Origin of the sequence: Asanoa siamensis, from assembly GCF_016862555.1 — a bacterium.
Lineage (GTDB): Bacteria > Actinomycetota > Actinomycetes > Mycobacteriales > Micromonosporaceae > Asanoa > Asanoa siamensis.
In genome coordinates, this window is the sequence record NZ_BONE01000013.1 from 16,418 (window position 1) to 41,696 (window position 25,279).

21 protein-coding genes and 1 tRNA gene are annotated in these 25,279 nt (G+C 71.1%); 12 read left to right on the forward strand and 10 right to left on the reverse strand.

The window, feature by feature from the left end; translation table 11 throughout:
• Positions 1-3: 3 nt before the first annotated feature.
• The 3 genes from Asi02nite_RS10670 to Asi02nite_RS10680 all read right to left on the reverse strand — a co-directional run bounded on the left by Asi02nite_RS10670 (position 4) and on the right by Asi02nite_RS10680 (position 3,512).
• Positions 4-396 (reverse strand): nuclear transport factor 2 family protein, encoded by a 393-nt coding sequence (locus tag Asi02nite_RS10670; RefSeq protein WP_203712174.1) that lies wholly within the window; start codon positions 394-396, stop codon positions 4-6.
• Complete coding sequence (locus Asi02nite_RS10675) at positions 393-3,359, reverse strand: glycine--tRNA ligase (RefSeq protein ID WP_203712175.1); 2,967 nt, start codon at positions 3,357-3,359, stop codon at positions 393-395. Before Asi02nite_RS10675 ends, Asi02nite_RS10670 begins: the two co-directional genes overlap by 4 nt.
• A gap of 77 nt (positions 3,360-3,436) precedes the next feature.
• A tRNA-Leu gene (locus Asi02nite_RS10680) sits at positions 3,437-3,512 on the reverse strand.
• A gap of 110 nt (positions 3,513-3,622) precedes the next feature.
• Between Asi02nite_RS10680 and Asi02nite_RS10685 the strand changes: the two genes are divergently transcribed.
• From Asi02nite_RS10685 to Asi02nite_RS10715, 7 genes are all read left to right on the forward strand, one after another.
• A complete protein-coding gene (locus Asi02nite_RS10685; protein WP_203712176.1) occupies positions 3,623-4,246 on the forward strand; it encodes an ANTAR domain-containing response regulator in 624 nt (207 codons plus the stop codon).
• Between the two features lie 8 nt (positions 4,247-4,254).
• Complete coding sequence (locus Asi02nite_RS10690; RefSeq protein ID WP_203712177.1) at positions 4,255-5,442, forward strand: hypothetical protein; 1,188 nt, start codon at positions 4,255-4,257, stop codon at positions 5,440-5,442.
• Positions 5,443-5,647: 205 nt separating this feature from the next.
• Positions 5,648-6,814 carry a branched-chain amino acid ABC transporter substrate-binding protein gene (locus Asi02nite_RS10695; RefSeq protein WP_203712179.1) on the forward strand — a complete coding sequence of 389 codons (1,167 nt, stop codon included), beginning with the start codon at positions 5,648-5,650 and terminating at the stop codon, positions 6,812-6,814.
• Between the two features lie 149 nt (positions 6,815-6,963).
• Complete coding sequence (locus Asi02nite_RS10700) at positions 6,964-7,908, forward strand: branched-chain amino acid ABC transporter permease (protein ID WP_203712181.1); 945 nt, start codon at positions 6,964-6,966, stop codon at positions 7,906-7,908.
• Positions 7,905-9,098, forward strand: a complete 1,194-nt coding sequence (locus tag Asi02nite_RS10705) for a branched-chain amino acid ABC transporter permease (protein WP_203712183.1) — start codon at positions 7,905-7,907, stop codon at positions 9,096-9,098. Before Asi02nite_RS10700 ends, Asi02nite_RS10705 begins: the two co-directional genes overlap by 4 nt.
• Positions 9,099-9,183: 85 nt before the next feature.
• Positions 9,184-10,014: an ABC transporter ATP-binding protein gene (locus Asi02nite_RS10710; protein WP_373312226.1), complete on the forward strand. Its 831-nt coding sequence runs from the start codon at positions 9,184-9,186 to the stop codon at positions 10,012-10,014.
• Positions 10,004-10,717, forward strand: a complete 714-nt coding sequence (locus Asi02nite_RS10715) for an ABC transporter ATP-binding protein (protein WP_203712185.1) — start codon at positions 10,004-10,006, stop codon at positions 10,715-10,717. The genes Asi02nite_RS10710 and Asi02nite_RS10715 overlap by 11 nt, the downstream gene beginning before the upstream one ends.
• A 1,009-nt stretch (positions 10,718-11,726) precedes the next feature.
• Here Asi02nite_RS10715 and Asi02nite_RS10720 read toward each other — a convergent pair.
• Both Asi02nite_RS10720 and Asi02nite_RS10725 read right to left on the reverse strand, forming a co-directional pair.
• Positions 11,727-12,689, reverse strand: a complete 963-nt coding sequence (locus Asi02nite_RS10720) for a putative endonuclease domain-containing protein (protein WP_239126630.1) — start codon at positions 12,687-12,689, stop codon at positions 11,727-11,729.
• 60 nt (positions 12,690-12,749) lie between these two features.
• A complete protein-coding gene (locus Asi02nite_RS10725; RefSeq protein ID WP_203712188.1) occupies positions 12,750-13,604 on the reverse strand; it encodes an SDR family oxidoreductase in 855 nt (284 codons plus the stop codon).
• A 105-nt stretch (positions 13,605-13,709) separates the two neighbouring features.
• On the opposite strand from Asi02nite_RS10725, the gene Asi02nite_RS10730 reads away from it, so the two are divergent.
• From Asi02nite_RS10730 to Asi02nite_RS10740, 3 genes are all read left to right on the forward strand, one after another.
• Positions 13,710-14,177, forward strand: a complete 468-nt coding sequence (locus Asi02nite_RS10730; RefSeq protein WP_203712189.1) for a MarR family winged helix-turn-helix transcriptional regulator — start codon at positions 13,710-13,712, stop codon at positions 14,175-14,177.
• 196 nt (positions 14,178-14,373) lie between these two features.
• Positions 14,374-17,061, forward strand: a complete 2,688-nt coding sequence (gene polA / locus Asi02nite_RS10735; RefSeq protein ID WP_239126631.1) for a DNA polymerase I — start codon at positions 14,374-14,376, stop codon at positions 17,059-17,061.
• A gap of 8 nt (positions 17,062-17,069) precedes the next feature.
• On the forward strand, positions 17,070-17,465 hold the full coding sequence (locus tag Asi02nite_RS10740; RefSeq protein WP_203712191.1) for a hypothetical protein: 396 nt from the start codon (positions 17,070-17,072) through the stop codon (positions 17,463-17,465).
• A gap of 110 nt (positions 17,466-17,575) precedes the next feature.
• Here the strand turns inward: Asi02nite_RS10740 and Asi02nite_RS10745 are convergent, their stop codons facing one another.
• The 4 genes from Asi02nite_RS10745 to Asi02nite_RS10760 are packed head-to-tail and all read right to left on the reverse strand — an operon-like array spanning position 17,576 to position 20,499.
• Positions 17,576-17,899, reverse strand: coding sequence for a DUF3140 domain-containing protein (locus Asi02nite_RS10745; protein WP_203712192.1), 324 nt, complete (start codon positions 17,897-17,899; stop codon positions 17,576-17,578).
• Positions 17,892-18,095 (reverse strand): hypervirulence associated TUDOR domain-containing protein, encoded by a 204-nt coding sequence (locus tag Asi02nite_RS10750; protein WP_203712193.1) that lies wholly within the window; start codon positions 18,093-18,095, stop codon positions 17,892-17,894. The genes Asi02nite_RS10745 and Asi02nite_RS10750 overlap by 8 nt, the downstream gene beginning before the upstream one ends.
• 40 nt (positions 18,096-18,135) lie before the next feature.
• A complete protein-coding gene (locus Asi02nite_RS10755; RefSeq protein WP_203712195.1) occupies positions 18,136-19,641 on the reverse strand; it encodes an amino acid permease in 1,506 nt (501 codons plus the stop codon).
• A gap of 54 nt (positions 19,642-19,695) precedes the next feature.
• Complete coding sequence (locus tag Asi02nite_RS10760) at positions 19,696-20,499, reverse strand: class I SAM-dependent methyltransferase (RefSeq protein WP_203712197.1); 804 nt, start codon at positions 20,497-20,499, stop codon at positions 19,696-19,698.
• Positions 20,500-20,759: 260 nt separating this feature from the next.
• Here Asi02nite_RS10760 and rpsA point away from each other — a divergent pair, with 260 nt between their 5' ends.
• Together rpsA and coaE are read left to right on the forward strand one after the other, a co-directional pair.
• The gene (rpsA, locus tag Asi02nite_RS10765; RefSeq protein ID WP_203712199.1) at positions 20,760-22,250 is read left to right on the forward strand and encodes a 30S ribosomal protein S1; all 1,491 of its coding nucleotides are present in this window, start codon (positions 20,760-20,762) and stop codon (positions 22,248-22,250) included.
• An 81-nt stretch (positions 22,251-22,331) separates the two neighbouring features.
• Positions 22,332-23,480, forward strand: coding sequence for a dephospho-CoA kinase (coaE, locus tag Asi02nite_RS10770; RefSeq protein WP_203712201.1), 1,149 nt, complete (start codon positions 22,332-22,334; stop codon positions 23,478-23,480).
• On the opposite strand, the gene Asi02nite_RS10775 is transcribed toward coaE, so the two are convergent.
• Positions 23,477-25,096, reverse strand: coding sequence for a hypothetical protein (locus Asi02nite_RS10775; RefSeq protein ID WP_203712203.1), 1,620 nt, complete (start codon positions 25,094-25,096; stop codon positions 23,477-23,479). The two genes, coaE and Asi02nite_RS10775, sit on opposite strands and share 4 nt — an antisense overlap.
• Between the last annotated feature and the right edge of the window lie 183 nt (positions 25,097-25,279).

The window sequence follows — 25,279 nt, forward strand, 5'->3', positions numbered from 1 at the left end:
GCGTCAGCCCAACGGCGCGAAGTAGTCCCGCAGGTGGCTGATCAGGCCGTCCCGGACCCGGAAGATCTGCACCAGCGACATCGTCGCGCCCGAGACGAACGCGGTGTCGATCTCGGCGATGAAGACGTCCGGCTCGGCGGTGGCGTGCAGCGTGAAGGACGTCCGGGTCGGGTCCACCGGGTCGTCCGCCGGGGCCGGCAGCCGAAGGTAGGCCGCCGCCATGCCGGCCCGGATGGCCTCCCGGCCCGCCAACCGGCGCGGGACGGCGTCCCCGTCCCGCGCGAACGGTGCCTCGTAGACGCCGTCCGCGGTGAACAGTGCGGCGAGCGCGTCGGGATCGCGCGTCATCGCCCCGGCGTGGATGTACCGCTGGAAGATCTCCTGTGGCGTCGTCACATCCGGAGATGGTCCCAGTCCAGGATGCCGGCGCCAAGGTCCCGGACCGTCGCGAGCAGGCCCAGGCGGGCGCGGCGCAGGGCCGGCTCCTCGGCCATCACGTACACCTCGTCGAAGAAGGTGTTGACCGGCTCGGTGACCTTGCCCGCGGCCGACAGGAACGCGACCAGGTCGGGGCCCGACACCGCGACCGAGCGGACCACCTCGTCGAGGCGGCGCTCGGCCGGCTCGACCAGGTCGGCCACGTCGTAGCCGGCGGGCGTCCCGGCCGGCACGATCCGCCGCGCCCGCTGGATCGCCTCGACCAGCGCCCGGAACCGCTCGTCCTTGACCAGCTCGTCGAGCTGGTGCAGCAACTGGTCGGCCAGCGCCGGGCGGTCGGCGTGCGGCAGCACCGCGCGGACCCGGTCGACCGGGTGCCCCTCCTCGACCAGCACCTGCTCCAGCCGGCGGGTGAGGAACTCGGCCGCGTCGGCCAGCACCTGGCCGGACACCTCGACCGGCTGCAACGCGGCCGCGTCGGCCATGGCCGCCGTCAGGCTCACCGGCACCAGCCCGGTGCGGTGCACGGCGAGCAGGCCCAGCACCGCGCGGCGCACCGCGAACGGGTCGCTGCTGCCGGTCGGCAGCCCGACCGTGGCCGCCATGCCCGTGACGAGGTCGAGCCGGTCGGCCAGCGAGAGCACGGCACCGGGCACGTGCGACGGCACGGCGTCGCCGGTGTTGCGCGGCAGCTCGCTCTCGAAGACGGCCTCGGCGACCGCGGCGGGCTCGCCGGCGTGCGCGGCGTAGTCGCGCGCCATCACGCCCGCGAGACTGGTCATCTCCGTGACGAGCTGCGCGCCGAGGTCGAACTTGACCAGCTCGGCGGCCCGGCCCAGGGTGTCGCGGTCGGCGCCGCCGAGACCGGAGGAGTTCGCCAGGGTACGGGCCAGCGTGCTGATCCGGGCCGCCCGGTCGGCCATCGAGCCGAGCTTGTCGGTGAAGGTGAGCCGCTCGAGCCGGTCGCGCATCGCGTCCAGCGGGGTGTCCCGGTCGGCGCGGTAGAAGAAGGCCGCGTCCTCGTACCGGGCCCGCAGCACCGCCTCGTTGCCGGCGCGGACCAGGTCCTCGTCGATGTCGCCGTTGGCCACCGCCACGAAGCAGGGCAGCAGCGAGCCGTCGGCGGCGCGCACCGGCAGGTAGCGCTGGTGCTTGCGCATGACCGTGGCCAGCACCGCCTCGGGCAGCCGCAGGTAGCTCTCGTCGAACCGGCCGAGCAGCGCCGTCGGCCGCTCGACCAGGTAGGTGACCTGGTCGATCAGCGCGCGCTCGTCCTCGACGTCGACCTGTCCGCCGGCGGCCGCGGCGAGCCGCTGCGCGTCAGCGACGATCTCCGACCGGCGCTCGTCGGGATCCGCCACGATGCCGTGCGCGCGCAGCGTGTCGAGGTGGGTCTCCGCGCTGTTGACGACGACGGTCGGCGACTCGGCGGTGCGGTGCACCCGGGTCTCCCGGCCGGCGGCCAGCGTCGAGACCGCGAACGGCACGACCTCGTCGCCGCGCAGCGCGAGCAGCCAGCGGATCGGGCGCGTGAACGACAGCGCGGGGTCGTTCCAGCGCATGTTCTTCGCGGAGCGCAGCGCCGTGACCACCTTGGCCAGCACGTCGGCCAGCACCTCGCCGGCCGGACGGCCCGCCTCGTGCTTCACCACCGCCACGTGGGCCACACCGTTGACGTCCTGCTGTTCGAGGTCGGCCAGCTCGACACCCTGCGACCGGGCGAACCCGCGGACGGCCGGGGTCGGCTCGCCCGCGGCGTCGTACGCGGCCGCGACCTTGGGACCGCGGACCGTGCGCACGTGGTCCTGCTCGCGGTCGGCCACCGCGTCGACGACCGCGACGATCCGGCGCGGGGTGGCCAGCACGGTGATCTCGCCGTGCGCCAGTCGGGTGGCGGCCAGGCGCTCGGTCAGCTCGCGGCGCACCTGCTCCCGCGCGGCCCTGGCCTCGGCGGGCGGCAGCTCCTCGGTGCCGATCTCGAAGACGAGCTGCCGCACGCCCGGCGACCCGTCGACGGCCTCGGCCGGCGGCTGCGCGGCCGGCGTCGCCGCGACCGTGCCCAGCGGGTGGCCGAGCTCCTCCCGGCGGGCGATCCACTGCTTGGCGACGTCACCGGCGAGCCGGCGCATCCGCCCGAACTCGGCGGCCCGGTCCGAGGTGGAGACGGCGCCGCGGGCGTCGAGGACGTTGAACGCGTGCGAGGTCTTCAGCACGTAGCTGTGGGCGGGCACCGGCAGCCCCGCCTCGACCATCCGCTGCGCCTCGCCGGCGTAGAGGTCGAGCAGCTGCCGGTTGGTCGCCACGTCGGCGTCGTCGAGGTAGTACCGCGACATCTCGTACTCCGGCTGTCCGAAGACCTCGCCGTAGCTGACCCCCGGGGCGTACGCGATGTCCTTGAAGTGCCGCACACCCTGCAGGGCCATCAGGATCCGCTCGATGCCGTAGGTGATCTCCACGGACGGCGGCTCGAGGGTGACGCCACCCGCCTGCTGGAAATAGGTGAACTGGGTGATCTCCAGGCCGTCGAGCCAGACCTCCCAGCCGAGGCCCCACATGCCCAGCGCGGGGGAGGCCCAGTTGTCCTCGACGAACCGGACGTCGTGCGCGGCGACGTCGATGCCCAGCGCGGCCAGGCTGCCGAGGTAGACCTCCTGGGCGTTGCCCGGCTCCGGCTTGAGGATGACCTGAACCTGGGTGTGGGTCTGGATCCGGTTCGGGTTCTCGCCGTACCGCGAGTCGTCGGGCCGCACCGAGGGCTCGACGTAGACCACGCGCCAGGGTTCCGGCCCGAGCACCCGCAGGAAGGTGGCCGGGTTGAGCGTGCCGGCGCCGACCTCGGTGTTCATCGGCTGCACCGTCAGGCAACCCTGATCGACCCAGTAGGCGGTGAGCCGCGACAGGGCTTCCTGCATGGTGAGCATCGATGACTCCTTGGTGGGGATTTGTCCCACCGAGTCTACGCAGGCTGGCATTGACGGCCTGGCACCACTGGGGCCAGTGGTGCCCCCGGTCGGATTCGAACCGACACTGTCGGAGGTTTGAGCTCCGTGCCTCTGCCGTTGGGCTACGGGGACCATGGTCGTCTAGACGCCACGAGGATGAAGCGCACTCAGCCTACCTACTACGCTAAGGAGCGCGACACCGGACAGGCCGGTCGTGGATTGCACACCTGGGGAGAGGCTTCGTGGGCGAGTCGCAGACTGCCGAGCGTCGGCGCGTGCTGATCGCCGAGGATGAGGCCCTGATCCGCCTCGACCTCTCGGAGATGCTCACCGAAGAGGGTTACGACGTGGTCGGCGAGGCCGCCGACGGCGAGACCGCCGTGCGGCTGGCCGAGGAGCTCAAGCCGGATCTGGTCATCCTCGACATCAAGATGCCGATCATGGACGGGCTCGCCGCCGCCGAGCGGATCGTCGGCGGGCGGATCGCCCCGGTCGTCATCCTGACGGCGTTCAGCCAGCGCGACCTCGTCGAGCGGGCGCGCGCCGCGGGCGCGATGGCCTACCTGGTGAAGCCGTTCCAGAAGAGCGACCTGGTGCCGGCGATCGAGATCGCCCTGTCGCGCTACGCGGAGATCGCCTCCCTCGAGTCCGAGGTGGCGGGGCTGGCCGACCGGCTCGAGACCCGCAAGAGCGTCGAGCGGGCCAAGGGCGCGCTGATGACGAGCTACGGGATGACCGAGCCGCAGGCCTTCAAGTGGATCCAGCGCACCGCGATGGACCACCGGATGACGATGCGCGAGGTCGCCGACCGGATCGTCGCCGAGGGCGTCGGCGGCGCGGCCCCCGACACCACCGACACCCCCTAAGCCCGGCGATGCGCCCGCCGGCCCGGTTCACCGCGCTCGCGGCGCTGCTGCTCGCCGTGGCCGCCTGCACCCCGGGCGACCCGCCTACCCCGCCACCGGTCTCTCCACAGTGGAAGCAGCTGACGCTGCCGATGCCGGCGGGGGCCGCCGGCCGGATCATGGTGCGGGACGCGACCCGGTGCGGGCAGGCGTGGTACGTGGCCGGCGGCGTCAGCACGCCCGCGGGGGAGACCCGGCCGGCGCTCTGGCGCACCGCGGACCCGGCGGCCGCGAGCGGCTGGGCGGTGGTCCCGGTCGAGACCGGCGACGACTACTACGTCATCCGCAGCGTGCTCTCGGCCCTCGGCTGCCAGGGCGGCCTGGTCGCCGCGATCGGCGCGAAGAGCGGTGGCGCGCACGGCAACCCGCGGGTCCGCACCTTCTACTCCCGCGCCGACGGCACGCTCGTCGGGGTGCCGTCCCTGGACTTCGAGCTCTACGGCGGCCCGCGTCAGGTCAGCGTCAACCGGATCGCCGGCGGCGGCCCCGGCGGCTGGCTGATCGCCGGCAACCGGGCCGGCGGCGCGACGGTCTGGACCTCGCCCGACGCCACCGCCTTCACCATCCACGAGGACCTGGCGCCGTTGGCCAACTCGGCGGAGCTGGCCACGTCGGCGGTCGACACGGTCGCGGTGCCGGGCGGCTGGGTGGTCGCGGGCGCCGGGCGGCCAGCCGGACGGATCGACCGGGATCCTTATGTATGGACCTCCGTCGATAGTGAGGTATGGACCCGTATCCCACTCCCTGGGACCGTCGATGATGAACAGGCGCAGCGGCTCGCCCGTACGCCCGACGGGACCGTGGCGTTCGGCGTCGCCGGCACCGCCTTCGCGGCGTGGAGCGGCGACGCGACCGGCACCGGCGGCTGGTCCGGCCCGAAACGGTTCGGAAACACGGGAGTCGGCTCGATCGCGGGCGTCGACGCGGTCGCGGTGCTGGACTCCGCCGTGGTCGCCGCGACCGTCGGCGCCGACGGGCATCGGTTGTGGACCGCGGATCTCACCGGTAACGACTGGCGCGGCGTGGCCACCCCTGTCCAGGTCGGACCGGGCGGTGGGACGGCCGTTTCCGTGGGCGGAGCCGGAGACACCCTCCTGTTGCTGACCGACGACGGCAGTGCCAGCACCGTGTGGGCAAGCCAGTTTCCCAGGGCGTGACCTCGGCGTACGACCGTCGACTGTGACACCGGGCGAGCCAATTCCGACACCCTAAGTAACGGTTGCGTCAACGCGCCTAGTGAGGCCTTACGTTGGTCGCTGTAGTGGGATAACGTCCCGGCCCAGACCGGGTGAACGGTCCGGTTCGTCGTTGCACCTCCCGGCCCGCGACGGCGGGCTGATGGATGGAGAAGGGGCTTCAGCCTTGAGGCAGATTTTCGTACGCGCCATCGGCGGGGTCGCGCTTGCGGCGCTCGTCCTGGGCGGCGCGGCTGCATGTAAGCAGGACGAGGGCGGCACCGAGGGCGGCAGCGCCAGCAAGGTGTGCGACCTCAAGATCGGCTTCTTCGGGGCGCTCTCCGGCGGCGACGCTGGCCTGGTGACCCCGGGCAAGCAGGCCGCGGACCTGGCGGTCAAGCAGTACAACGCCGAGCACGCCGACTGCAAGGTCTCGATCCAGGCCTACGACTCGCAGGGCAAGCCGGAGCTTGCCGGTGGTCTGGCCACCAGCGCGGTGGGCGACGCCAAGGTCGTCGGCATCGTCGGCCCGGCGTTCTCCGGCGAGTCGGAGACCGCGAACCCGATCTTCCAGCAGGCCGGCCTCCCGGTCATCACGCAGTCGGCGACCCGGCCGAGCCTGGCCGACAACGGCTGGGCCATCTTCCACCGCGGCGTCGGCAACGACTTCTCGCAGGGCCCGGCCGCCGCTGCCTACATCAAGAGCATCAACGCCGCCAAGGTCTTCGTCGTCGACGACCAGTCGGCGTACGGCGCCGGTCTGGCCGACGAGGTCAAGAAGGCGCTCGGCGCGACGGTCGTCGCCTCGGACAAGGCGACCGACAACCAGCAGGACTTCAGCGCCATCGTCACCAAGGTGACCTCGAGCGGCGCGACCGCCCTCTTCTACGGTGGTTACACCGAGGAGGCCAGCCCGTTCCTCAAGCAGCTGCGGGCCGGTGGCTACAAGGGCACGTTCGTCGGCGGCGACGGCATCTACGACGCCAACATGCTGTCCGTGACCGGTAACGCCGACGTCGAGGGTGCGGTCGCGACCTGCCCCTGCGCCCCGGCCACCACCGCCAAGGGCACCTTCGTGCAGGACTTCAAGGCCGAGTTCAACGCCGAGCCGGGCGTGTACGCGGACGTCGCCTACGACCTCACCAAGATCTACCTCGAGGCCATCGGCGAGGGTAAGTCCAGCCGCGCCGACATCCAGGCGTTCCTGAAGTCCTACAACAAGGCCGGCTCCGCCACGGGCGTCACCTACAAGTGGGACGACAAGGGCGAGCTCGACCCGGCCCAGGTTCGCGTCTGGTCGTACATCGCCAAGAACGGCGCCTGGGCGCCGGACAAGGAGATCCCGAAGGCCTGATCCACGGTCGCGCCGGCTCGCCGCACCGCAGCGGGCCGGCTCTTCCGTGACGGGCACGACGGTCGTCAACCCATGCCGGTGCGGCCGGGCAGACAAAGCCCGGCCGCACCGGCCTTGACTGAAGGATCTCCCGGGAGAACCTGTAGCAAATGAATGAACTAATCAACGGTTTCCCGGTGCTGACGGTCACCGGGTTGACCCAGGGCGCGATCTACGCACTGGTCGCACTGGGATACACGCTCGTGTACGGCGTCCTGCGCCTGATCAACTTCGCGCACTCCGACGTCTTCATGATCGGCACCTTCGGTGCCATCTGGACCTGGTCGGCGTTCGGCTTCGACGCCAACTCACCCCGCCCCTCGGTCGGCGGTGCGCTGGGGCTCATCGCCCTTGCCATCGTTGTCGCGGCGATCCTCTGCGGCATCTTCGCGATGCTCGTGGAAGTGACCGCCTATCGACCTCTACGGGCGCGCAACGCGCCACCCCTCGCGTTCCTGATCACCGCGATCGGCGCCTCGTTCGTGCTCTCCGAGGGCATGGCCGCGTTCACCAACCGCCGCCAGTTCGGCGTGCCGGCGATGCTGCCGACCGACCCGCTCTTCTCGATCGGCTCGTGGCAGGTCACCCCGCTGCAGCTCACCACCATCGCCGTCGCGATCCTCATGATGGTCGCGCTGGACTGGTTCGTGCAGCGCACCAAGTTCGGCCGGGGCATCCGGGCGGTGGCGCAGGACGCCAACACCGCCGCGTTGATGGGCGTCAACAAGAACCGGGTCATCCTGCTGGTCTTCCTGATCGGTGGCCTGATGGCCGGTGTGGCCGCGGTGCTGTCCGACATGAAGGCCGCGAGCACGCGGTTCAACGTGGGCTTCCTGATCGGTCTGAAGGCGTTCGCCGCCGCGGTGCTCGGCGGCATCGGCAACCTGCGCGGCGCCGCCCTCGGCGGGATCCTGCTCGGCCTGGCGGAAAACTACGGCTCGGCCGTGTTCGGCACGAACTTCCGTGACTTCATCGGGTTCCTCGTGCTGATCCTGCTTCTGATGTTCCGCCCGACCGGTCTGTTGGGCGAGTCGCTCGGGAGGGCCCGCGCATGACCGACGTCCGTACCCGGTGGCGCGACTTCCGCCACGGTGTGAGCGCACGGTTCGACCGGCTGCCGAAGGCCAGCAAGATCGGCCTGATCGTGGTCTTCATCGTGTTCCTCTACGCGCTGCCCAACAAGGGCTTCTACGAATACCTGGGCCTGCCGCTGGGTGAATACATCCCGCTCTACACCACGCGCAACGACATGGCGACGGTGCTGTTCCAGTGCGGGTACTACATCCTGCTGGCGCTCGGCCTGAACATCGTGGTCGGCTACGCGGGCCTGCTGGACCTCGGCTTCTTCGGCTTCTTCGCGGTCGGCGCCTACACCGTCGCCACGCTGACGTCGCCGCGCAGCAAGATCTTCACCGAGTACAACTGGCTCGAGAGCCCCTGGCCGTGGCTCGTCGCCCTGCCGATAGCGATCGCGTTGTCGTTGTTGGCGGGCGTGATACTCGGCTGGCCGGTCCTCCGGCTCAGAGGCGACTATCTGGCGATCGTCACGCTCGGCTTCGCCGAGATGATCCGGATCGTCGCGCAGCAGAACGACTGGATCTTCAACGGTGACCGGGGCATCTCCGAGATCGCGCACCCGCCGGGCAAGAACGCCGACGGTTCGCCGATCTTCGCGTTCGACGCCAAGCCTTATTACTGGCTGGTCCTGACGGTCATCATCGGCATGGTCTTCCTGATCCGGAACCTCGTGCGTAGCCGGGTCGGCCGGGCCTGGGTCGCGATCCGCGAGGACGAGGACGCCGCCGAGCTGATGGGCGTGCCGACCTACAAGTTCAAGATCTGGGCGTTCGCCATGGGCGCGGGCATCGGCGGCTTCTCCGGCGCGCTCTGGGCCGGGCAGGCCAACTTCGTCAACGCCTCGACGTTCCGGTTGGAACAGTCCATCCTGGTGCTGGCGGCGGTGCTGCTCGGCGGTGCCGGCAACATCGGCGGCGCGATCCTGGGTGGCTTCCTGGTCATCTACGTGCCCGAGTGGCTGCGCTCGATCGGTGACGTGTTCGGCCTCCCCGAAAACGTGCGCATCGCCGGCGAACCTTATGACATCAGCGCCACCAACCTGCGTTACCTGTTCTTCGGAATAATTCTGATCGTGGTCATGATTTTCCGACCACAAGGGTTGTGGCCCAACCGGCGGCGTGCCGCCGAGATCAAGGACCGCGAGAAGGAGGCGATGGTCGGTGCCTGAGACGCCTCCGGAGCCACAGGACGCCAGCGAGCGCGACGTCACCAGCGAGCGCGACGCGGCGCCCGACGCCCGCACCACGGTCGGCGTGCCGGCCGAGCCGCCGTCCGGCGAGTCGACGCCGGCCGCGGCGCCGGTGCCGGCCGGGAAGAAGGCCCTGCTCGAGGTCGACAACGTCACGCTGCGGTTCGGCGGCGTCGTCGCGCTCGACAAGGTCAACTTCAACCTGTACGAGGGCGAGATCCTCGGTCTGATCGGTCCCAACGGGGCCGGCAAGACCACCTGCTTCAACGCCATGACCGGCGTCTACACCCCGACCTCGGGCGAGATCCGGTTCCAGGGCCAGAAGCTGAGCGGTCGCGCCCGCTACAAGATCACCAAGATGGGCATCGCCCGGACGTTCCAGAACATCCGGCTCTTCCCCGAGATGAGCGCACTGGAGAACGTCATGGTGGGCGCCGACGCGCACCACAAGACGAGCGTCCCCAGCGCGCTGCTGCGCCTGCCGCGCTACTGGCAGGAGGAGCGCAGCGGTCGGGAGCGGTCCCGCGAGCTGCTCGACTTCGTCGGCATCCGCCGGCACGACGAGGCGGCCCGCAACCTCTCCTACGGCGAGCAGCGCCGCCTGGAGATCGCCCGGGCGTTGGCCACCCGGCCGACGATGCTCTGCCTCGACGAGCCGGCGGCGGGCTTCAACCCGGCCGAGAAGGACTCGCTGCTGCAGCTGATCCGCGACATCCGCGACACCGGCGTGACCGTGCTGCTCATCGAGCACGACATGCGCCTCGTCATGGGCGTCACCGACCGGCTCGTGGTGCTCGAGTTCGGCAAGAAGATCGCCGAGGGCTCGCCGGCCGAGGTCCGGCAGGACCCGAAGGTGATCGCCGCGTACCTGGGGGTGCCCGCAGATGCTGCTTGAGGTCGACAACATCACCCTGCTGTACGGCCGGATCCAGGCGTTGCACGGGATCACCGTTCACGTCAACGAGGGCGAGATCGTGGCCCTGATCGGCGCCAACGGTGCCGGGAAGACGACGACGATGCGGGCGGTCTCGGGCGTGCGCGCGATCGCCTCCGGCCGGATCCGCTTCAACGGCGTCGACATCACCCGGATGCGCGCCGACCTGCGGGTCATCCAGGGCATCTGCCAGTCACCCGAGGGCCGGGGCGTCTTCCCGGGCATGACGGTGCGGGAGAACCTGGAGATGGGTGCCTACACCCGCAAGGACACCGGCAACATCGCCAAGGACATGGACCACGTGCTGGACCTGTTCCCCCGGCTGCGCGAGCGTTTCAAGCAGGCGGGCGGCACGCTCTCCGGTGGTGAGCAGCAGATGCTGGCGGTGGGTCGCGCTCTGATGAGCCGGCCGAAGCTCCTGCTCCTGGACGAGCCGTCGATGGGCCTGGCCCCGATGCTGATCCAGCAGATCTTCGAGATCATCACGGAGATCAACCAGCGCGACGGCACGACGATCCTGCTCGTCGAGCAGAACGCCCAGCAGGCGCTGTCCCGCGCCCACCGGGCGTACGTGCTGGAGACGGGCTCGATCGTCAAGGAGGGCACCGGGCAGGAGCTCCTGCACGACCCGGCGGTCAAGGACGCCTACCTCGGCGTGGCCTGATCCACACCCGAAGGCCCGGTCCACCGCCACGGTGGGCCGGGCCTTCGCCTTGCGCTCCCACCGACCCGACTCCCTCCGGGGCCGCGGCACGAGACCGCGGCACCGACCCGCGGGCGTGGCCGCGCGGAGTGGGCTGTGGCATGGCCGCGCGGAGAGGCCTGTGGCGTGACCGCGCGGAGTGGCCTGTGGCGTGACCGCGCGAATGACCACGCCAAACCACCCACAAACACCAAGCCGACGGACCGCGACCGCCACGCCGACGCACCGCCACCACAACACCAACCGCAACAGCGCGAACCGCGCGCAGCCACCAAGCGGGACCGCGGCGCCTCGGCGGCGGTGAGCGCCCTGCCGGGCGGTCTCGCGCGGCGGTCACGACCGCTCTCCATGGGGGCGTGGGGCGGCCCCGGCGCCCGGCTCCACCGGCGCGCTGCCGGTCTGGTACTCGTTCGGCGAGCACCTCCGCGGACCTTGGTCGTTCGTGGTGCCTCCGGCCGCGACCATTCACCAAGATCGCGCGGCCCACGGCGACCGCGTTGCGCGGATTTGGAAAGCTGTCGCGGTTGTAGCGGCGTCCGTTTGCCAAGATCGCGTTGTGTGCCGGTCGCGATCCCGGACCGGGCGCCCGCTCGCGGTGATCGCGCGTTGTCTGTCGCTTCGCGGATCTTGGTTGTTTGTCGCGGTTGTAGCGGCGTCCGTTTGCCAAGATCGCGTTGTGTGCCGGTCGCGATCCCGGACCGGGCGCCCGCTCGCGCTGGTCGCGTTGCCTGCCGCTTCGCGGATCTTGGTTGTTTGTTGCGGTTGGAGCCGCGACGCCCTACCTAGATCCGTCGTCGCCGGCATGGACGCGCCGCAGCGCGTTTGATTGCGGAAGCGCCGCGACACCGCGCGTACCGCGCGTGACGGTCGCGTGCTCGAGACCGCGAGCGAGCCGCCGCTAGCCCGGCGGCTCGGCCGCCTCTTTTCGCGATCTTGGGTGGTTGTTGTCGCACCAGGGACGAGGGGTTGCCTAGATCCGGCGCTTGCCGTCCTTGGGGCCCCGCCAGCCCGCCGCCGTGAGGGCGCGGCCGAGCTGGTCGGCGACCTCGCCCGGCCGGCTTCGGACCATCGCCGCCGAGAAGCGCAGGATGCGGTCACCGGCGATCCAGATGTCGTTCTGCCGGCGCATGTCGGCCTCCCATTGCACCGGGTCGGTGTGGTGCGCCCCGTCGACCTCGGCGTGCACGCCGAACTGCCGCCAGTAGGCGTCCACGTACCGGGTGCGCCCCGCGGCGTCGGTTCGGCGATGTTGCTGGTTCGGTCTGGGCAGGCGATGCCGAGCGCAGAGCCGGACGAGGTCGATCTCCGCGAGTGACCCGGCGCCGCCCGCGGCGTCGAGGGCTGTCGTGATCACGAGCGCGCGGCGCCGTGCCCGCGGCATCCGGCTGGTGACGGCGAGAAGCTCCGACGGCAGGACGAGGCGCTGCTGGCAGGCCGAAACGACCACCGTGCGGGCCTCGTTGTCGTCGGGTGCCCACTGCGCGGCATCGACCACGGCCCGCGGCATCGTGGTGCGGTCCGGGCGCCCGCGCTGCCGTTCCGCGGGGGTCAGGACGGTGGTGCGGCGGACCTTGACCGCGGCCAGGTCCAGGGGCAACCGCCTGAGCAGGTCCGGTGCCTTCCGTCCGGCGGGCAGGAGGACGTCGATCGCTTCGCGGCGCCACCGACCGCGCAGTCCGCCGGCGCGTGCGGCGGCCAGCCCGGCCAGGAGCGCGCCGTCGCCCGCGGCCAGCACCGCCACCCACACGTGCTGGTCGAACCGGGACGTCCCGGGCCCTGCGACGAAGACGCCTTGGCAGACCCGCCGCCAGCGGCCCGAGCTGACTCGGTGGCGCACGGCGGCGGGGCTCAGGTGGACCAGCGCCTGCCGGTAGGTGAGCACGCCAGACTGGGTGAACAGCAACCAGTCCAGATCCGGGTCGGGCGTACGCACGGCGTCAGCCAAGCACGTCGCGGCGCGTCCTGGCCGGCCCGTGACGCCGAACCGGGTGGGTCAGTTGTCGTTGCTGAGCTGGTCGCTGTGGTCGCGGATGAACTCGGCCAGGGATCGCGGTGAGCGGCCGATGACCTGCTCGACGTGGTCGTTGGTGAAGTCCGCCCAGCCGGCGCCGTACGCGGCCCGGTAGTCGCGGAGCATCGCCGCGTACCAGTCCGGGAGGCCGAGCTGCAGCAGGAACGTGCGTACGCCCTCCGGGTCCGCCGGCGCGTACTTCACCAGGCGGCCGAGGGCGCGGCCGGCCTCCTCGGCGGCCTCGTGCAGGGAGAAGCTCGTCGGGCCGGTGAGGGTGTAGATCTTCCCCGCGTGCCGCTCCGGGGCCCGCAGGATCTCGGCCGCCACCGCGGCGATGTCGCGCACGTCGACGGCGCCGACCTTGCCCTCGCCGTAGATGCCGAACATCTCCTCGCCGGCGACGGAGCCGATCAGGTTCTGCATGAAGTTGGTCGGGCGCAGGATCGTCCACGGTATGCCCGAGTTCTCCAGCTCGGCGTCGGAGAGCGCGTGCAGCCGGCCGTTGCGGGTGGGCGCGTCGTGCGCGGCGCCGATCGCCGACATCCGGACGACATGCTGCACGCCGGCCTTGCGGGCGGCCCACAGCAGGTCGCTGCTCTGCGCCGGGGCCTGCGCGCCCATCGGGGTCAGCAGCCACAGCTTGTCGACGCCTCGGAACGCCGGGATGAGGGTGTCGGGCTGGTCGAGGTCGGCGGCGACGTACTCGACGCCGGGGACGTGGGCCACGGTGGCGGGGTCGCGGACCAGCGCGCGTACGTCCGTCGTACCCGCGGCGGTGAGCGCCCGCAGCACCTCCCTGGACACCATGCCGTTCGCGGCGGTCACCAGAATGGTCATGACTTTGCTCCTCGAGAACGATCCATCGGCCGCGCCGTGGTCCGGCCGCGTGCCGTCGAGAACTGTATAGTCCAAGAACATGACTGTCCAATGATTGGACCAATTATGAAGCGCAGCACACGCAAGGAGCGGGAGCCGGACCTCGGCATCCTGTCCGTGCAGCTCTCGGCCCGTGTCCAGCGGGAGCTCTTCGCACGGGCGGCGGAACGGGGCTTCGCGGACGCGCGGCCCCGACACGGCGCGGTGCTCGCGTACCTGGACGAAGAGGGCACCCGACCGGGTGAGCTGGCCCGGTTGTCGGGCCGCAACAAGCAGACGATGGGCGCGATCATCGACGAGCTGGAACGCCTGGGGTACGTGCGGCGCGAGCCGGACCCGGCCGACCGCCGCGCCAAGCTGATCGTCCCGACGGACCGGGGGCGCGAGATGATGCGGATCTCCGACGAACTGGTCCAGCAGATCGAGCAGGAGCTGTCCGAGCGCCTGGGCGCGGCCACCTACGCCGAGTTCCGCGTGGCCCTGTCCCACGCCGCCGGCGGCCTGCGGCCCACCGGCGCCGACGTCGGGGACTGACAGGAAAGGAAGCGTTCGCCGCGGCGGAGGTGGCAGCGACGCGTGAGCGAGCGGTGTCCGGCGGGAGCGACGGTCCGTACCACCGCGGGCCCGGGAACGCGGGCTTTTGGCCTTGATCTGGATAACCCGACATCAGGGGCGAAACAGCGCCGCCCGGCTGAGCAACATGTCATACCCGCCGACTAGCATCGCTCGGGTGAGCGACCAACCCCGGATCCTGCTGCTCGACGGCCACTCGCTGGCCTACCGCGCGTTCCACGCCCTGCCCGTGGAGAACTTCTCCACCGCGACCGGGCAGTCGACCAACGCGGTGTTCGGGTTCACGTCGATGCTGATCAACATGCTGCGCGACGAGAAGCCGACGCACATCATCGTGTCGTTCGACGTGTCGCGGCAGTCGTTCCGCACCGAGCGCTACGCGGAATACAAGGCCGGCCGCTCCGAGACCCCCAAGCCGTTCCAGGGGCAGGTCAGCCTCGTCAAGGAGGTGCTGGCGGCGCTGCGCATCCCGGTCGTCGAGAAACCCGGCTACGAGGCCGACGACGTGATCGGCACGCTGACCACCCAGGCGCGCGCGGCGGGCATGGAGGTGATCATCTCCACCGGCGACCGCGACGCGTTCCAGCTCGTCGACGAGCACGTGACGGTGCTCTACCCCGTGCGCGGCGTGTCCGAGGTCTGGCGGATGAACCCCGAGGCCGTCGAGGCCAAATACTTCGTGCCGCCGGCCCGCTACCGCGACAAGGCCGCGCTGGTCGGGGAGACCAGCGACAACTTGCCGGGCGTGCCGGGCGTCGGCGACAAGACCGCCGCCAAGTGGATCAAGGAATACGGCGGCATCGACGGCGTGATCGCCAACGCCGACAAGATCAAGGGCAAGGCCGGCGATAACCTCCGCGCCAACCTGGCCAACGTGATGCGCAACTACGAGCTCAACGCGCTCGTCTGCGACCTCGACCTCGAGATGGGCCCCGAGGACGCGCGCTGGCACGGGTGGGACCGCGAGAAGGTCCACGAGATCTTCGACGCGCTCGAGTTCCGGGTGCTGCGCGAGCGGCTCTACCAATACCTCGACGCCGTCGAGCCCGAGGCCGAGTCCGGCTTCGACCTGTTCGGCGAGGTCCTGGCCGCCGGCGCGGTCGCGGGCTGGCTCACCGAGCACGTCCGCCCGGGCGTGGCGACCGGTGTGGCCGTGGCGGGCCACTTCGGCCGGGGCACCGGCGAGCTGACCGGCATCGCGCTGGCCACCGCCGACGGGCCGGCCGCCTGGTTCGACCCGACCCAGCTCGAGCCCGCCGACGAGCAGGCGGTCGCGGCCTGGCTCGACTCCACCGACCACCCCAAGGTGCTGCACGACAGCAAGCCGGCCCGGCTGGCGTTCGGGGCCCGCGGCTGGGGGCTGCGCGGCGTCGCCCGCGACACGGCGATCGCGGCCTACCTGGCCCGTCCCGACCAGCGCACCTACGACCTGGCCGACCTGGCGTTGCGCTACCTGCACCGCGAGCTACGCGTCGACGTGCCCGAGACGGGCCAGCTCACCATCGACGGCCTGGGCGGCGACGAGGGCGTCGCCGAGCAGAACCTGATGCTGCAGGCCCGCGCCACGCTCGACCTGGCCGAGGCGATCGACGCCGAGCTGTCCCGCGACGGTGAGCTGTCGGTGCGCCTGATGGCCGACGTCGAGCTGCCCCTCTCCGAGGTGCTGGCCCGCATGGAGCAGGTCGGCATCGCGGCCGACACCCATTATCTGTCCGACATCGAGGCCCACTTCGCGGCCGAGGTGAAGGCGTCGGCGCAGGCCGCCTACTCGGTGCACGGCCGTGAGTTCAACCTCGGCTCGCCCAAGCAGCTCCAGGAGATCCTCTTCACGGAGCGGGGGCTGCCGAAGACCCGGCGGATCAAGTCGGGCTACACCACCGACGCCGACGCGCTGCAGGGCCTGTTCGCCCAGACCGGCGACCCGCTGCTCGAGCACCTGCTGCGCCACCGCGACGTGGCCAAGCTCAAGTCCACCGTGGACGGACTGCTCAAGTCGGTCTCCGACGACGGCCGCATCCACACCACCTACTTCCAGACGGTGGCGGCGACGGGCCGGCTCTCGTCGACCGACCCCAACCTGCAGAACATCCCGATCCGCACCGAGGAGGGCCGCCGCATCCGGCGGGCGTTCGTGGTCGGCGAGGGCTACGAGACGCTGATGACCGCCGACTACAGCCAGATCGAGATGCGGATCATGGCCGACATGTCCAAGGACGAGGCGCTCATCGACGCCTTCAACTCGGGCGCCGACTTCCACGCGGCCACGGCCTCCTCGGTCTTCGCGATGCCGCTGGAGGAGGTCACGGCCGACCACCGCCGCAAGATCAAGGCGATGAACTACGGCCTGGCCTACGGCCTGAGCGTCTACGGCCTCTCGCAGCAGCTCGGCATCGGGGCCGACGAGGCCCGCGGCCTGATGGACGAATACTTCGACCGCTTCGGCGGCGTCCGCGACTACCTCCGGGCGATCGTCGACCGGGCCCGCCAGGACGGCTACACCGAAACGATCCTCGGCCGCCGCCGCTACCTACCGGACCTGGTCAGCGACAACCGCCAACGCCGCGAGATGGCGGAGCGCATGGCGCTCAACGCCCCGATCCAGGGCTCGGCGGCCGACATCATCAAAATCGCGATGCTCAGGGTCGACGAGGCGCTCAAGTCAGCCGGCCTGCGCTCGCGGATGCTCCTCCAGGTCCACGACGAGCTGGTCTTCGAGGTGGCCGAGGGCGAACGCGACCAGATGGACGAGCTGGTCCGGGCGGCGATGGGCGGTGCCTATCCGCTGGCGGTGCCGCTCGAGGTCTCGGTGGGCCTGGGCCGCGACTGGAACAGCGCCGACCACTGACCCGCCACGTGCTGAGGCTGATCGGCTACTGGGACGGCCCGGCGGCGGGTCCAGGGTGGCCCGACGTCCGGGACTTCGTCGATCCCGGGATGACGCCGGAACGGCGGCGGGCCACTGTCGACTACCTCCGGTCGGGCACGCCGTTGGCCGCGGCCGCGGGCTGTTCGGAGTGCAGGCTCTGCGGCGCGCGGAACGCCTGCGACGAGCTGACCGACGGCGTCCACTTCGTCTGGCCAGGCGGCCTCGCGCATTACGTCGAGGCGCATGACGTCGCGCTGCCGGACGACGTCGCCACGGTCGCCCTCGCGGGGCCGGCGGGGCCGGTCGACGTCGAGGAACTGGTCCGGGTGATGCCGGACGTCGACGAGCGATGGTGGCGCAGCCTGACCGGCCCCGGGACGTGATCGCGCTGGTCGCGGCTGCGACCCGGGCCTCGTAGGCGGCCCCCGCACCCGGGCGCACCGCGCCTCCGCACCCGGGCGCACCGCGCCGCCGCAGCACCGGCCCGTCCGGGTTATGACTTCAAGGGGTCGTGGCCCCAGTTCATCAGGGAGTAGCGCCACGTCGTGTCGGTGACGTCGCCCTTCGGGCGTTGGGCCGAGTGGCGTTTGACGTAGCCGACGACCTTGCGCATGTGGGCCCGGTCCTCGTCCGTCAGGTCCGACTTCTTCGTGCGCAGCAGCGTCACGATGCGCCGGCCCGACTCGTGGCCCGTGGACTCGCCGCCGCTCGACGGCTTCTGGCCCACCGCCTTCGAGTCGTCGGTCGCCAACCAGCGTTCCAACTCCGCCGGCGTCATGTTGACCGCCTTGCCGAAGTCGGTGACCTCGTCACTCACGGCGCAGCGCCTCCTCCGTGTGCACGGCGTCGCGGCCCGTCTTGTCGCTGCGGACCCGGTACTGCGGCTCCTCGCGCGACGCGTCCACAGTGCGGCCCGCGGCCGACTGCCGTGACGTGATCCGCTCCTCGACCGTGCCGTGCACCCGCTGTCCGTGGCTCTGCCAGCTCACCTTGTCACCCTTGCGGAGTCCCATACCGCTCCGCATACCCGCGTCAAAACGGACAAAACCTCAGTCAGGCCGGGTCGCGCGGGCGGGGGCCGGCGGGGGAGACCGGGGTCGGTGCCACGGCCTCCGAGGCGCGGCGGCGGCCGGCGGCGTGCATCCCGTACGCGAAATAGAGGACGAAACCGAGCGCCATCCAGATCACGAACCGGATCCACGTGTCGACCGGCAGGTTGATCATCAGCCAGAGGCAGGCGAGCACCGCGAGGATCGGGATGACCGGCACCCACGGCACCCGGAACGCGCGCGGCAGGTCGGGTCGGGTGCGGCGCAGGACGATGACGCCGATCGCGACCACGACGAACGCGAACAGCGTGCCGATCGAGGTCAGCTCCGACAGCTTCGCGAGCGGCACGAACCCGGCCATCAGCGCGACCGCCACGCCCGTGCCGATGGTGAGCAGCCACGGCGTGCCGAACCGAGGGTGCACCTTGGCCAGCTTCGGCGGCAGCAGGTTGTCGCGCGACATCGCGAACAGCACCCGCGACTGGCCGAGCAGCAGCACCAGGATCACGGTCGTGATGCCGCAGATCGCGCCCAGGGAGATCACTTTGGACGCCCACTCGACACCGACGTCGGAGAACGCCTTGGCCAGCGGCGCGCCCGTGTCCAGCGACGAGTACCGCGCCATACCCGTCACCACGAACGCGACGGCCATGTAGAGCACCGCGCAGATCGCCAGCGACGCCAGGATGCCGCGGGGCATGTCGCGTTGCGGGTTGCGGGTCTCCTCGGCGGTCGTCGCGACCACGTCGAAGCCGATGTACGCGAAGAACACGATCGACGCCGCCGCCACGACACCGAAGAAGCCGAACTGCTGCGGCACGATCCCGAGCAGCGCCTGCAGCAACGGTTCCTCGCCACCCGAGGCGCCCTCGGCGGGCTGCGCCGGCGGCACGAACGGGTTGAGGTTCGCGCCCTTGATGTAGAACAGCCCCAGCCCGATCACGAACAGCACCACCGCGACCTTGATCGCGACCAGCACGCCGGTGACCCGCCCCGACAGCTTCGTCCCCACCACGCCGACCACGGTCAGCGCCGCGACGATGAACATCGCGCCCCAGTCCGGCGTCGCCATGTCACCGGCGAGCCAGGTCGGCAGATCGAAGAGCGTCTGCAGGTACGCGCTCCAGCCGCGGGCCACCACCGCCGCACCGAGGCCCAGCTCCAGCACCAGGTCCCAGCCGATGATCCAGGCGACGAGCTCGCCGAGCGTGGCATACCCGAACGTGTACGCGCTGCCCGCGACCGGCACCGTCGACGCGAACTCGGCGTAACAGAGGGCGGCCAGCGCACACACCACCGCGGCGAGCAGGAACGAGATGACGATCGCCGGGCCGGCGTTGCGGGCCGCCTGCTGGCCGGTGAGCACGAAGATGCCCGTACCCACGATCACGCCGACCCCGAACACCGTGAGGTCGAGCGCGCTCAGCTCCCGCCGCAGCTTGTGGCCGGGCTCGTCGGTGTCCAGGATGGACTGTTCGATGCTCTTGGTGCGCAGGACTGAGAGAGCCATGAATGCGATTCTCGACCCGCGCGCCGGAAACCGCAGCGTGAGCGGGGCTGGGACCTAGGGCCGAGCGGTCACGAAGATCGCCGTGCCGGGGAAGAGCCGGCCGCGCAGCGGGCTCCACTGCCCCCACACCTGGGTGTGGCCCTCCGGCCACTCCGGCTCGACCACGTCCTCGATCACGAACCCGGCGCCGACGAGCTCCCGGATCCGGTCGCCCAGGGTGCGGTGCTGCTCGACGTAGGTCGGCACGCCCTCCGCCGTGGTCTCCACGTACGGCCGGCGGTCGAAGTACGAGTGCACCGCGAGGAGCCCGCGCTCGCCCGGGTCGTCCAGGAAGATCCAGCGCATCGGGTGGGTCACCGCGAACACCCACCGGCCTCCCGGGCGCACCACGCGGAACACCTCCCGCATCAGCGCGGCTGAGTCGGCCACGAACGGCACGGCGCCGAAGGCGGTGAAGGCGATATCGAACGATTCGTCCGAGAATGGCAGGGCGAGTGCGTCGGCCTGGACGAGCGGCACGCGTACGCCCGACGATGTGTTCCCCGTCACAGCGTGCCGCAGCATGCCGGCGGACAAATCGGTCGCGACGACCTCCGCGCCCTGGGCGGCGAGCCAGCGCGAGCCCGCCGCGGCGCCCGCGCCGACCTCGATGATCCGCCGTCCGGCGACCGGGCCGAGCAGGTGCGCGTCGGCCTCCCGCAGCCCTTCCGGGCACCAGCGCAGGTCAACGTCGCCCAGGAAGGCGCCGTGCTCGGCCTGGTAGGAGTCGGCGTCCTGGTCCCACCAGCCCCGACTGGCGCGGCGGGCCTCCGCGTCGGTCACCGCCAGCCGGCCCACGCCGGGATCGTCGTCAGACATCGCACAACCCCATCACGCGGTAGGTTGCCGGCGCGGCTTGGGGAGGGCTTGCACGCTGTGGTAATGCGCACGGTAAGCTAGTCGATGCGCACGCGGATTGTGTGCCTCGGCAGGGAGCAGGCGTCCGCGGTCCACGGACACCATCAATGATCATGGGCGATCGTTGCGGTGTGCCTTACGACCAATTCGCGGGCGCACACAGGTCATTAGCTACCCGCACCGCAGCTGTGACACACCATCCGACCGGAGCAACCGCCCACATGACGAGCAGCATCGAGGCCACCTCGAGCGCCAACAAGGTCACCATCGACGATCTCGGTTCCGAGGAAGCGTTCCTCGCCGCGATCGACGAGACCATCAAGTACTTCAACGACGGCGACATTGTCGAAGGCACCGTCGTCAAGGTCGATCGGGACGAGGTCCTGCTCGACATCGGCTACAAGACCGAGGGTGTGATCCCCTCTCGTGAGTTGTCGATCAAGCACGACGTCGACCCCGCCGAGGTGGTGTCGGTCGGTGACCACATCGAGGCCCTTGTCCTCCAGAAGGAGGACAAGGAAGGTCGCCTGATCCTCTCGAAGAAGCGCGCGCAGTACGAGCGGGCGTGGGGCACCATCGAGAAGATCAAGGAAGAGGACGGGGTCGTTCGCGGCTCGGTCATCGAGGTGGTCAAGGGTGGTCTGATCCTCGACATCGGCCTGCGCGGCTTCCTGCCCGCGTCGCTGGTCGAGATGCGGCGTGTCCGCGACCTGCAGCCGTACGTGGGCCGCGAGCTCGAGGCGAAGATCATAGAGCTCGACAAGAACCGCAACAACGTGGTTCTGTCGCGCCGCGCCTGGCTCGAGCAGACCCAGTCCGAGGTGCGCACCGAGTTCCTCAACAAGCTCCAGAAGGGCCAGGTCCGCAAGGGCGTGGTCTCGTCGATCGTCAACTTCGGCGCGTTCGTCGACCTGGGCGGCGTCGACGGTCTGGTGCACGTCTCCGAGCTGTCCTGGAAGCACATCGACCACCCGTCCGAGGTTGTCGAGGTCGGCCAGGAGGTGGAGGTCGAGGTCCTCGACGTCGATCTCGACCGCGAGCGGGTGTCCCTGTCGCTCAAGGCGACCCAGGAAGACCCGTGGCGTCAGTTCGCCCGCACCCACGCGATCCAGCAGATCGTGCCCGGCAAGGTCACCAAGCTGGTGCCGTTCGGCGCGTTCGTCCGGGTCGACGACGGCATCGAGGGCCTGGTCCACATCTCCGAGCTGGCCGAGCGCCACGTGGAGATCCCGGAGCAGGTCGTCCAGGTCGGTTCCGACGTCATGGTCAAGGTCATCGACATCGACCTCGAGCGCCGGCGGATCTCGCTGTCGCTCAAGCAGGCCAACGAGGGCTTCGTCGAGGGCGAGGAGCACTTCGACCCGACCCTCTACGGCATGGCGGCGACCTACGACAACGAGGGCAACTACATCTACCCCGAAGGCTTCGACCCCGAGACGGGCGAGTGGCTCGAGGGCTACGACAAGCAGCGGGAGACCTGGGAGACCCAGTACGCCGAGGCGCGTCAGCGTTGGGAGGCCCACACCAAGCAGGTGCAGACCTCCCGCGCCGCCGACGCCGAGGCCGCTGCGGCCCCGCCGGCCCCCGCCGGCCAGGGTGGCGGGGCGTCGTCCTCGTCCTCCACGCCGTCGCGTGCCGCCGAGGAGCCCGCGGGCACCCTGGCGACCGACGAGGCGCTGGCTGCTCTCCGCGAGAAGCTGGCAGGCAAGTAGTAGGGAGAACGTCGAAAGCGGCCCCGCACCGGATCCCGGTGCGGGGCCGCTTTCTCGTCGCGATCACGTAGCCTCGTGCTCGTGTTGCGTGTGGGGTTGACCGGGGGGATCGGGGCCGGGAAGAGTGCGGCTGCCGCGCGGTTCGTGGCCAACGGGGCCGTGCTGATCGACTCCGATCGGCTGGCGCGGGAGGTGGTCGAGCCGGGTACGCCGGGCCTCGCGGAGGTCGTGGCGGCGTTCGGGCCACAGGTGCTGGGCGCCGACGGTGCGCTCGACCGGGCCGCGCTCGGGCAGGTCGTATTCGCCGACGCGGGCGCCCGCAAGCGGCTCGAGGGCATCCTGCACCCGCTGATCCGGGCCCGCAGCGCGGAGTTGGCCGCCGCCGCCGCGCCCGACGCGATCGTGGTCAACGACGTGCCGCTGCTCGTCGAGACGGGACTCGCACCCTCGTACCACCTGGTCGTGGTCGTCGACGCGGCGCCCGAGGTGCGGGTCGAGCGGCTGGTCCGCGACCGCGGGATGAGTCCGGCCGACGCCACCGCGCGGATCTCGGCGCAGATCGACGACGCGGCCCGGCGGGCGGCCGCCGACGTGGTGCTCGACAACAGCCGCTCGCCGGAGGCGCTCGCGGCGGCGGTCGACGCGCTCTGGACCGAGCGGTTGGTGCCCTATGAGCACAACGTCCGCACCGGGCAGTGGGCCGACAAAGATCCCTTGGCCACCCTGGTCGACTACGACCCGACCTGGCCCGCGCAGTACGAGCGGTTGGCGGCCCGCATCCTGCACCGCGTGGGACCGCACCGGGTCGACCACATCGGTTCGACCGCGGTGCCCGGCCTCGTCGCCAAGGACGTCATCGACATGATGCTCACGGTCGACTCGTTGGCGGAGGCCGACTCGCTGGCCGGGGCCCTGACCGCAGCGGGCTTCCCGCGGAAGCCGGGCGTCTACCAGGACCGGCCGAAGCCGCCGGACGTCGGGCCTTGGGAGAAGCGGATGCACGCCAACGCCGACCCCGGCCGCCGGGTCAACCTGCACGTCCGGGTGGCCGGGTCACCGGGCTGGCGGACGGCGCTGCTGCTCCGCGACCACCTGCGGGCCGACACCGCCGATCGCGACGCGTACGCCGCGATCAAGCTCGCCAACGCGGGCAAGCCCATCGACGACTACCTGGACGCCAAGGAGCCGTTCTTCGACCAGCTCTACGACCGCGCGATCCGGCAGCCCTAGTTCACCAACTGCTGGGCCGGCAGCTCCGGCACCTCGGCGTCGACGAGGTCGGCCTGGGCGAACGTGCCGGTCCGGGTACGCGCCTCCAGCCGCAGGACCGCGCCGGTCTTGTCGACCCAGTAGCGCATCCGCGCCTGGCCGCGCCCGATGACGCCCTGCTCGGCCGGTTTGGCGATTTCGAAGACGGTCACCGCGACCCCGCCGACCTCGTCCTTGCGCAGGAACGACGCGGCCTCCTGGAAGTACTTCGCGCTGTCCTTCGTCGTCGACGCCATCGCCAGCGCCTCGCCGAGCAGCAGGTCGATGTCGAGACCGCCACGCGGATCGGCGCGCTGCGCCCAGGTCTGGAACACCCATCCCTCGTACGGCGCCGGCAGCGGCGGCTCGTCCAGCGCCTTGCCGGACTTCGGCTGGTAGGAGACGCCGGACCCGCTGGCCCGCAGCAACGCGACGTCGGTCGGCTTGGCGACGTCGTGCACCGCGACGTAGGCGATCGAGGAGTTCCAGTCGAGCCAGCCGCCGCCGCGCAGGTTGGCCACCGGCACCGTCGGGACGCTGACGGCCAGCTTCACGCCGCCGCGGTCCAGGTTGCGCTGGCGCATCTTGGCCAGCAGCGTCGTCTCGGCCTTGCTCGGTGCCCGCGGCGTCACCTTGTTGCCGCCGAAGTAGGCCACCGCGTCGAAATCCGGGCGATCGGCGTGGTCGACGTCGGCGCGGACGGACAGGTTGCCGGGCAGCACCGCCTCGAAGCGGCGCAGCTTGGCGCCGGAGTCGAGCCAGTAGCGGACGGCGCCGCCGAGCTCGTTGAGGGAGGTCGGTGGGGCGGTGCGGCTCGAGGTCGCGGTCGGGCTCTGCGTCGCCGTCGGTGTCTTCGCCTCGGTCGGGCGGCTGGGGGAGGGCTTCGCGGACTTCGTCGCCGGCGGCGTGGCGGTCGGCAGCGGCTGCGGCGGGACCGCGGGGCCGAGCAGCACGTCGACCGTCGCACCGGCGATGCGGTCCGTGCCCACCCAGCGCGCCTCGGTCTTCGCGAGCAGGTCGGCCTGGTCGGCCTTGGTGCTGGCCATCACGAACATCAGCGACAGGAACGTGTCCAGCGGGGTCGCCGTCTTGCCGGTGGGCGACCACGGCCGGACCTGCCATCCGTCGGTCGGGGGAGCGGCGGGCGGTGCGGCCACCGGCGGCGCCGGCTTCGTCGCGTCGCCGGTCCGCGGTGCCTCGGCCTCCGCGGCCGCGTCCGCCGCCGTCGCGGGCCGGGTCGCCACCGTCCCGGGTACGGCCTGCAGCAGCCCGCGCTGGTCACCGGCGCCCGGGCCGCCGACCCGCAGGTACGCCAGCGCGTGCTTCCAGTCGATCCAGCCGGCGACGCGTACCTCGGTGGCGCCCTCGCCCCAGGTGGCGCCGATGCCGGCGCGCTCGTCGCGGTAGTTGGTCACCCGCATCTCGGCGAGGCGCTGGGCCTCGGCCGCGGACAGGGGACGGGCCTGCACCGGCTGCTCCTGCGGCCCGCACGAGACCAGGCCACCGACCAGGCCGGCCAGCGAGCCGAGGGAGAGGCAGGAGAGCACGACCAACGCGACGATGCGCCGCTTCTGCGCGGGACGACGAGAAAGGGTCACGCGTGGTTGAACGGCTGACCGTGGTTGAGGTGACGTGTGGTGCCGCGGTGGCGAGCCCATCGTGTGGTTGCCGCTCAGGGCGCTCGCGGCGGCCGGTCTGCGCATCGCGCGACCGCGTCGGGTGCGCACGCCGACGATGTGCCGGGGCTGCAACCACAGCGCCGGGGCTGACCGGCCGGTGTG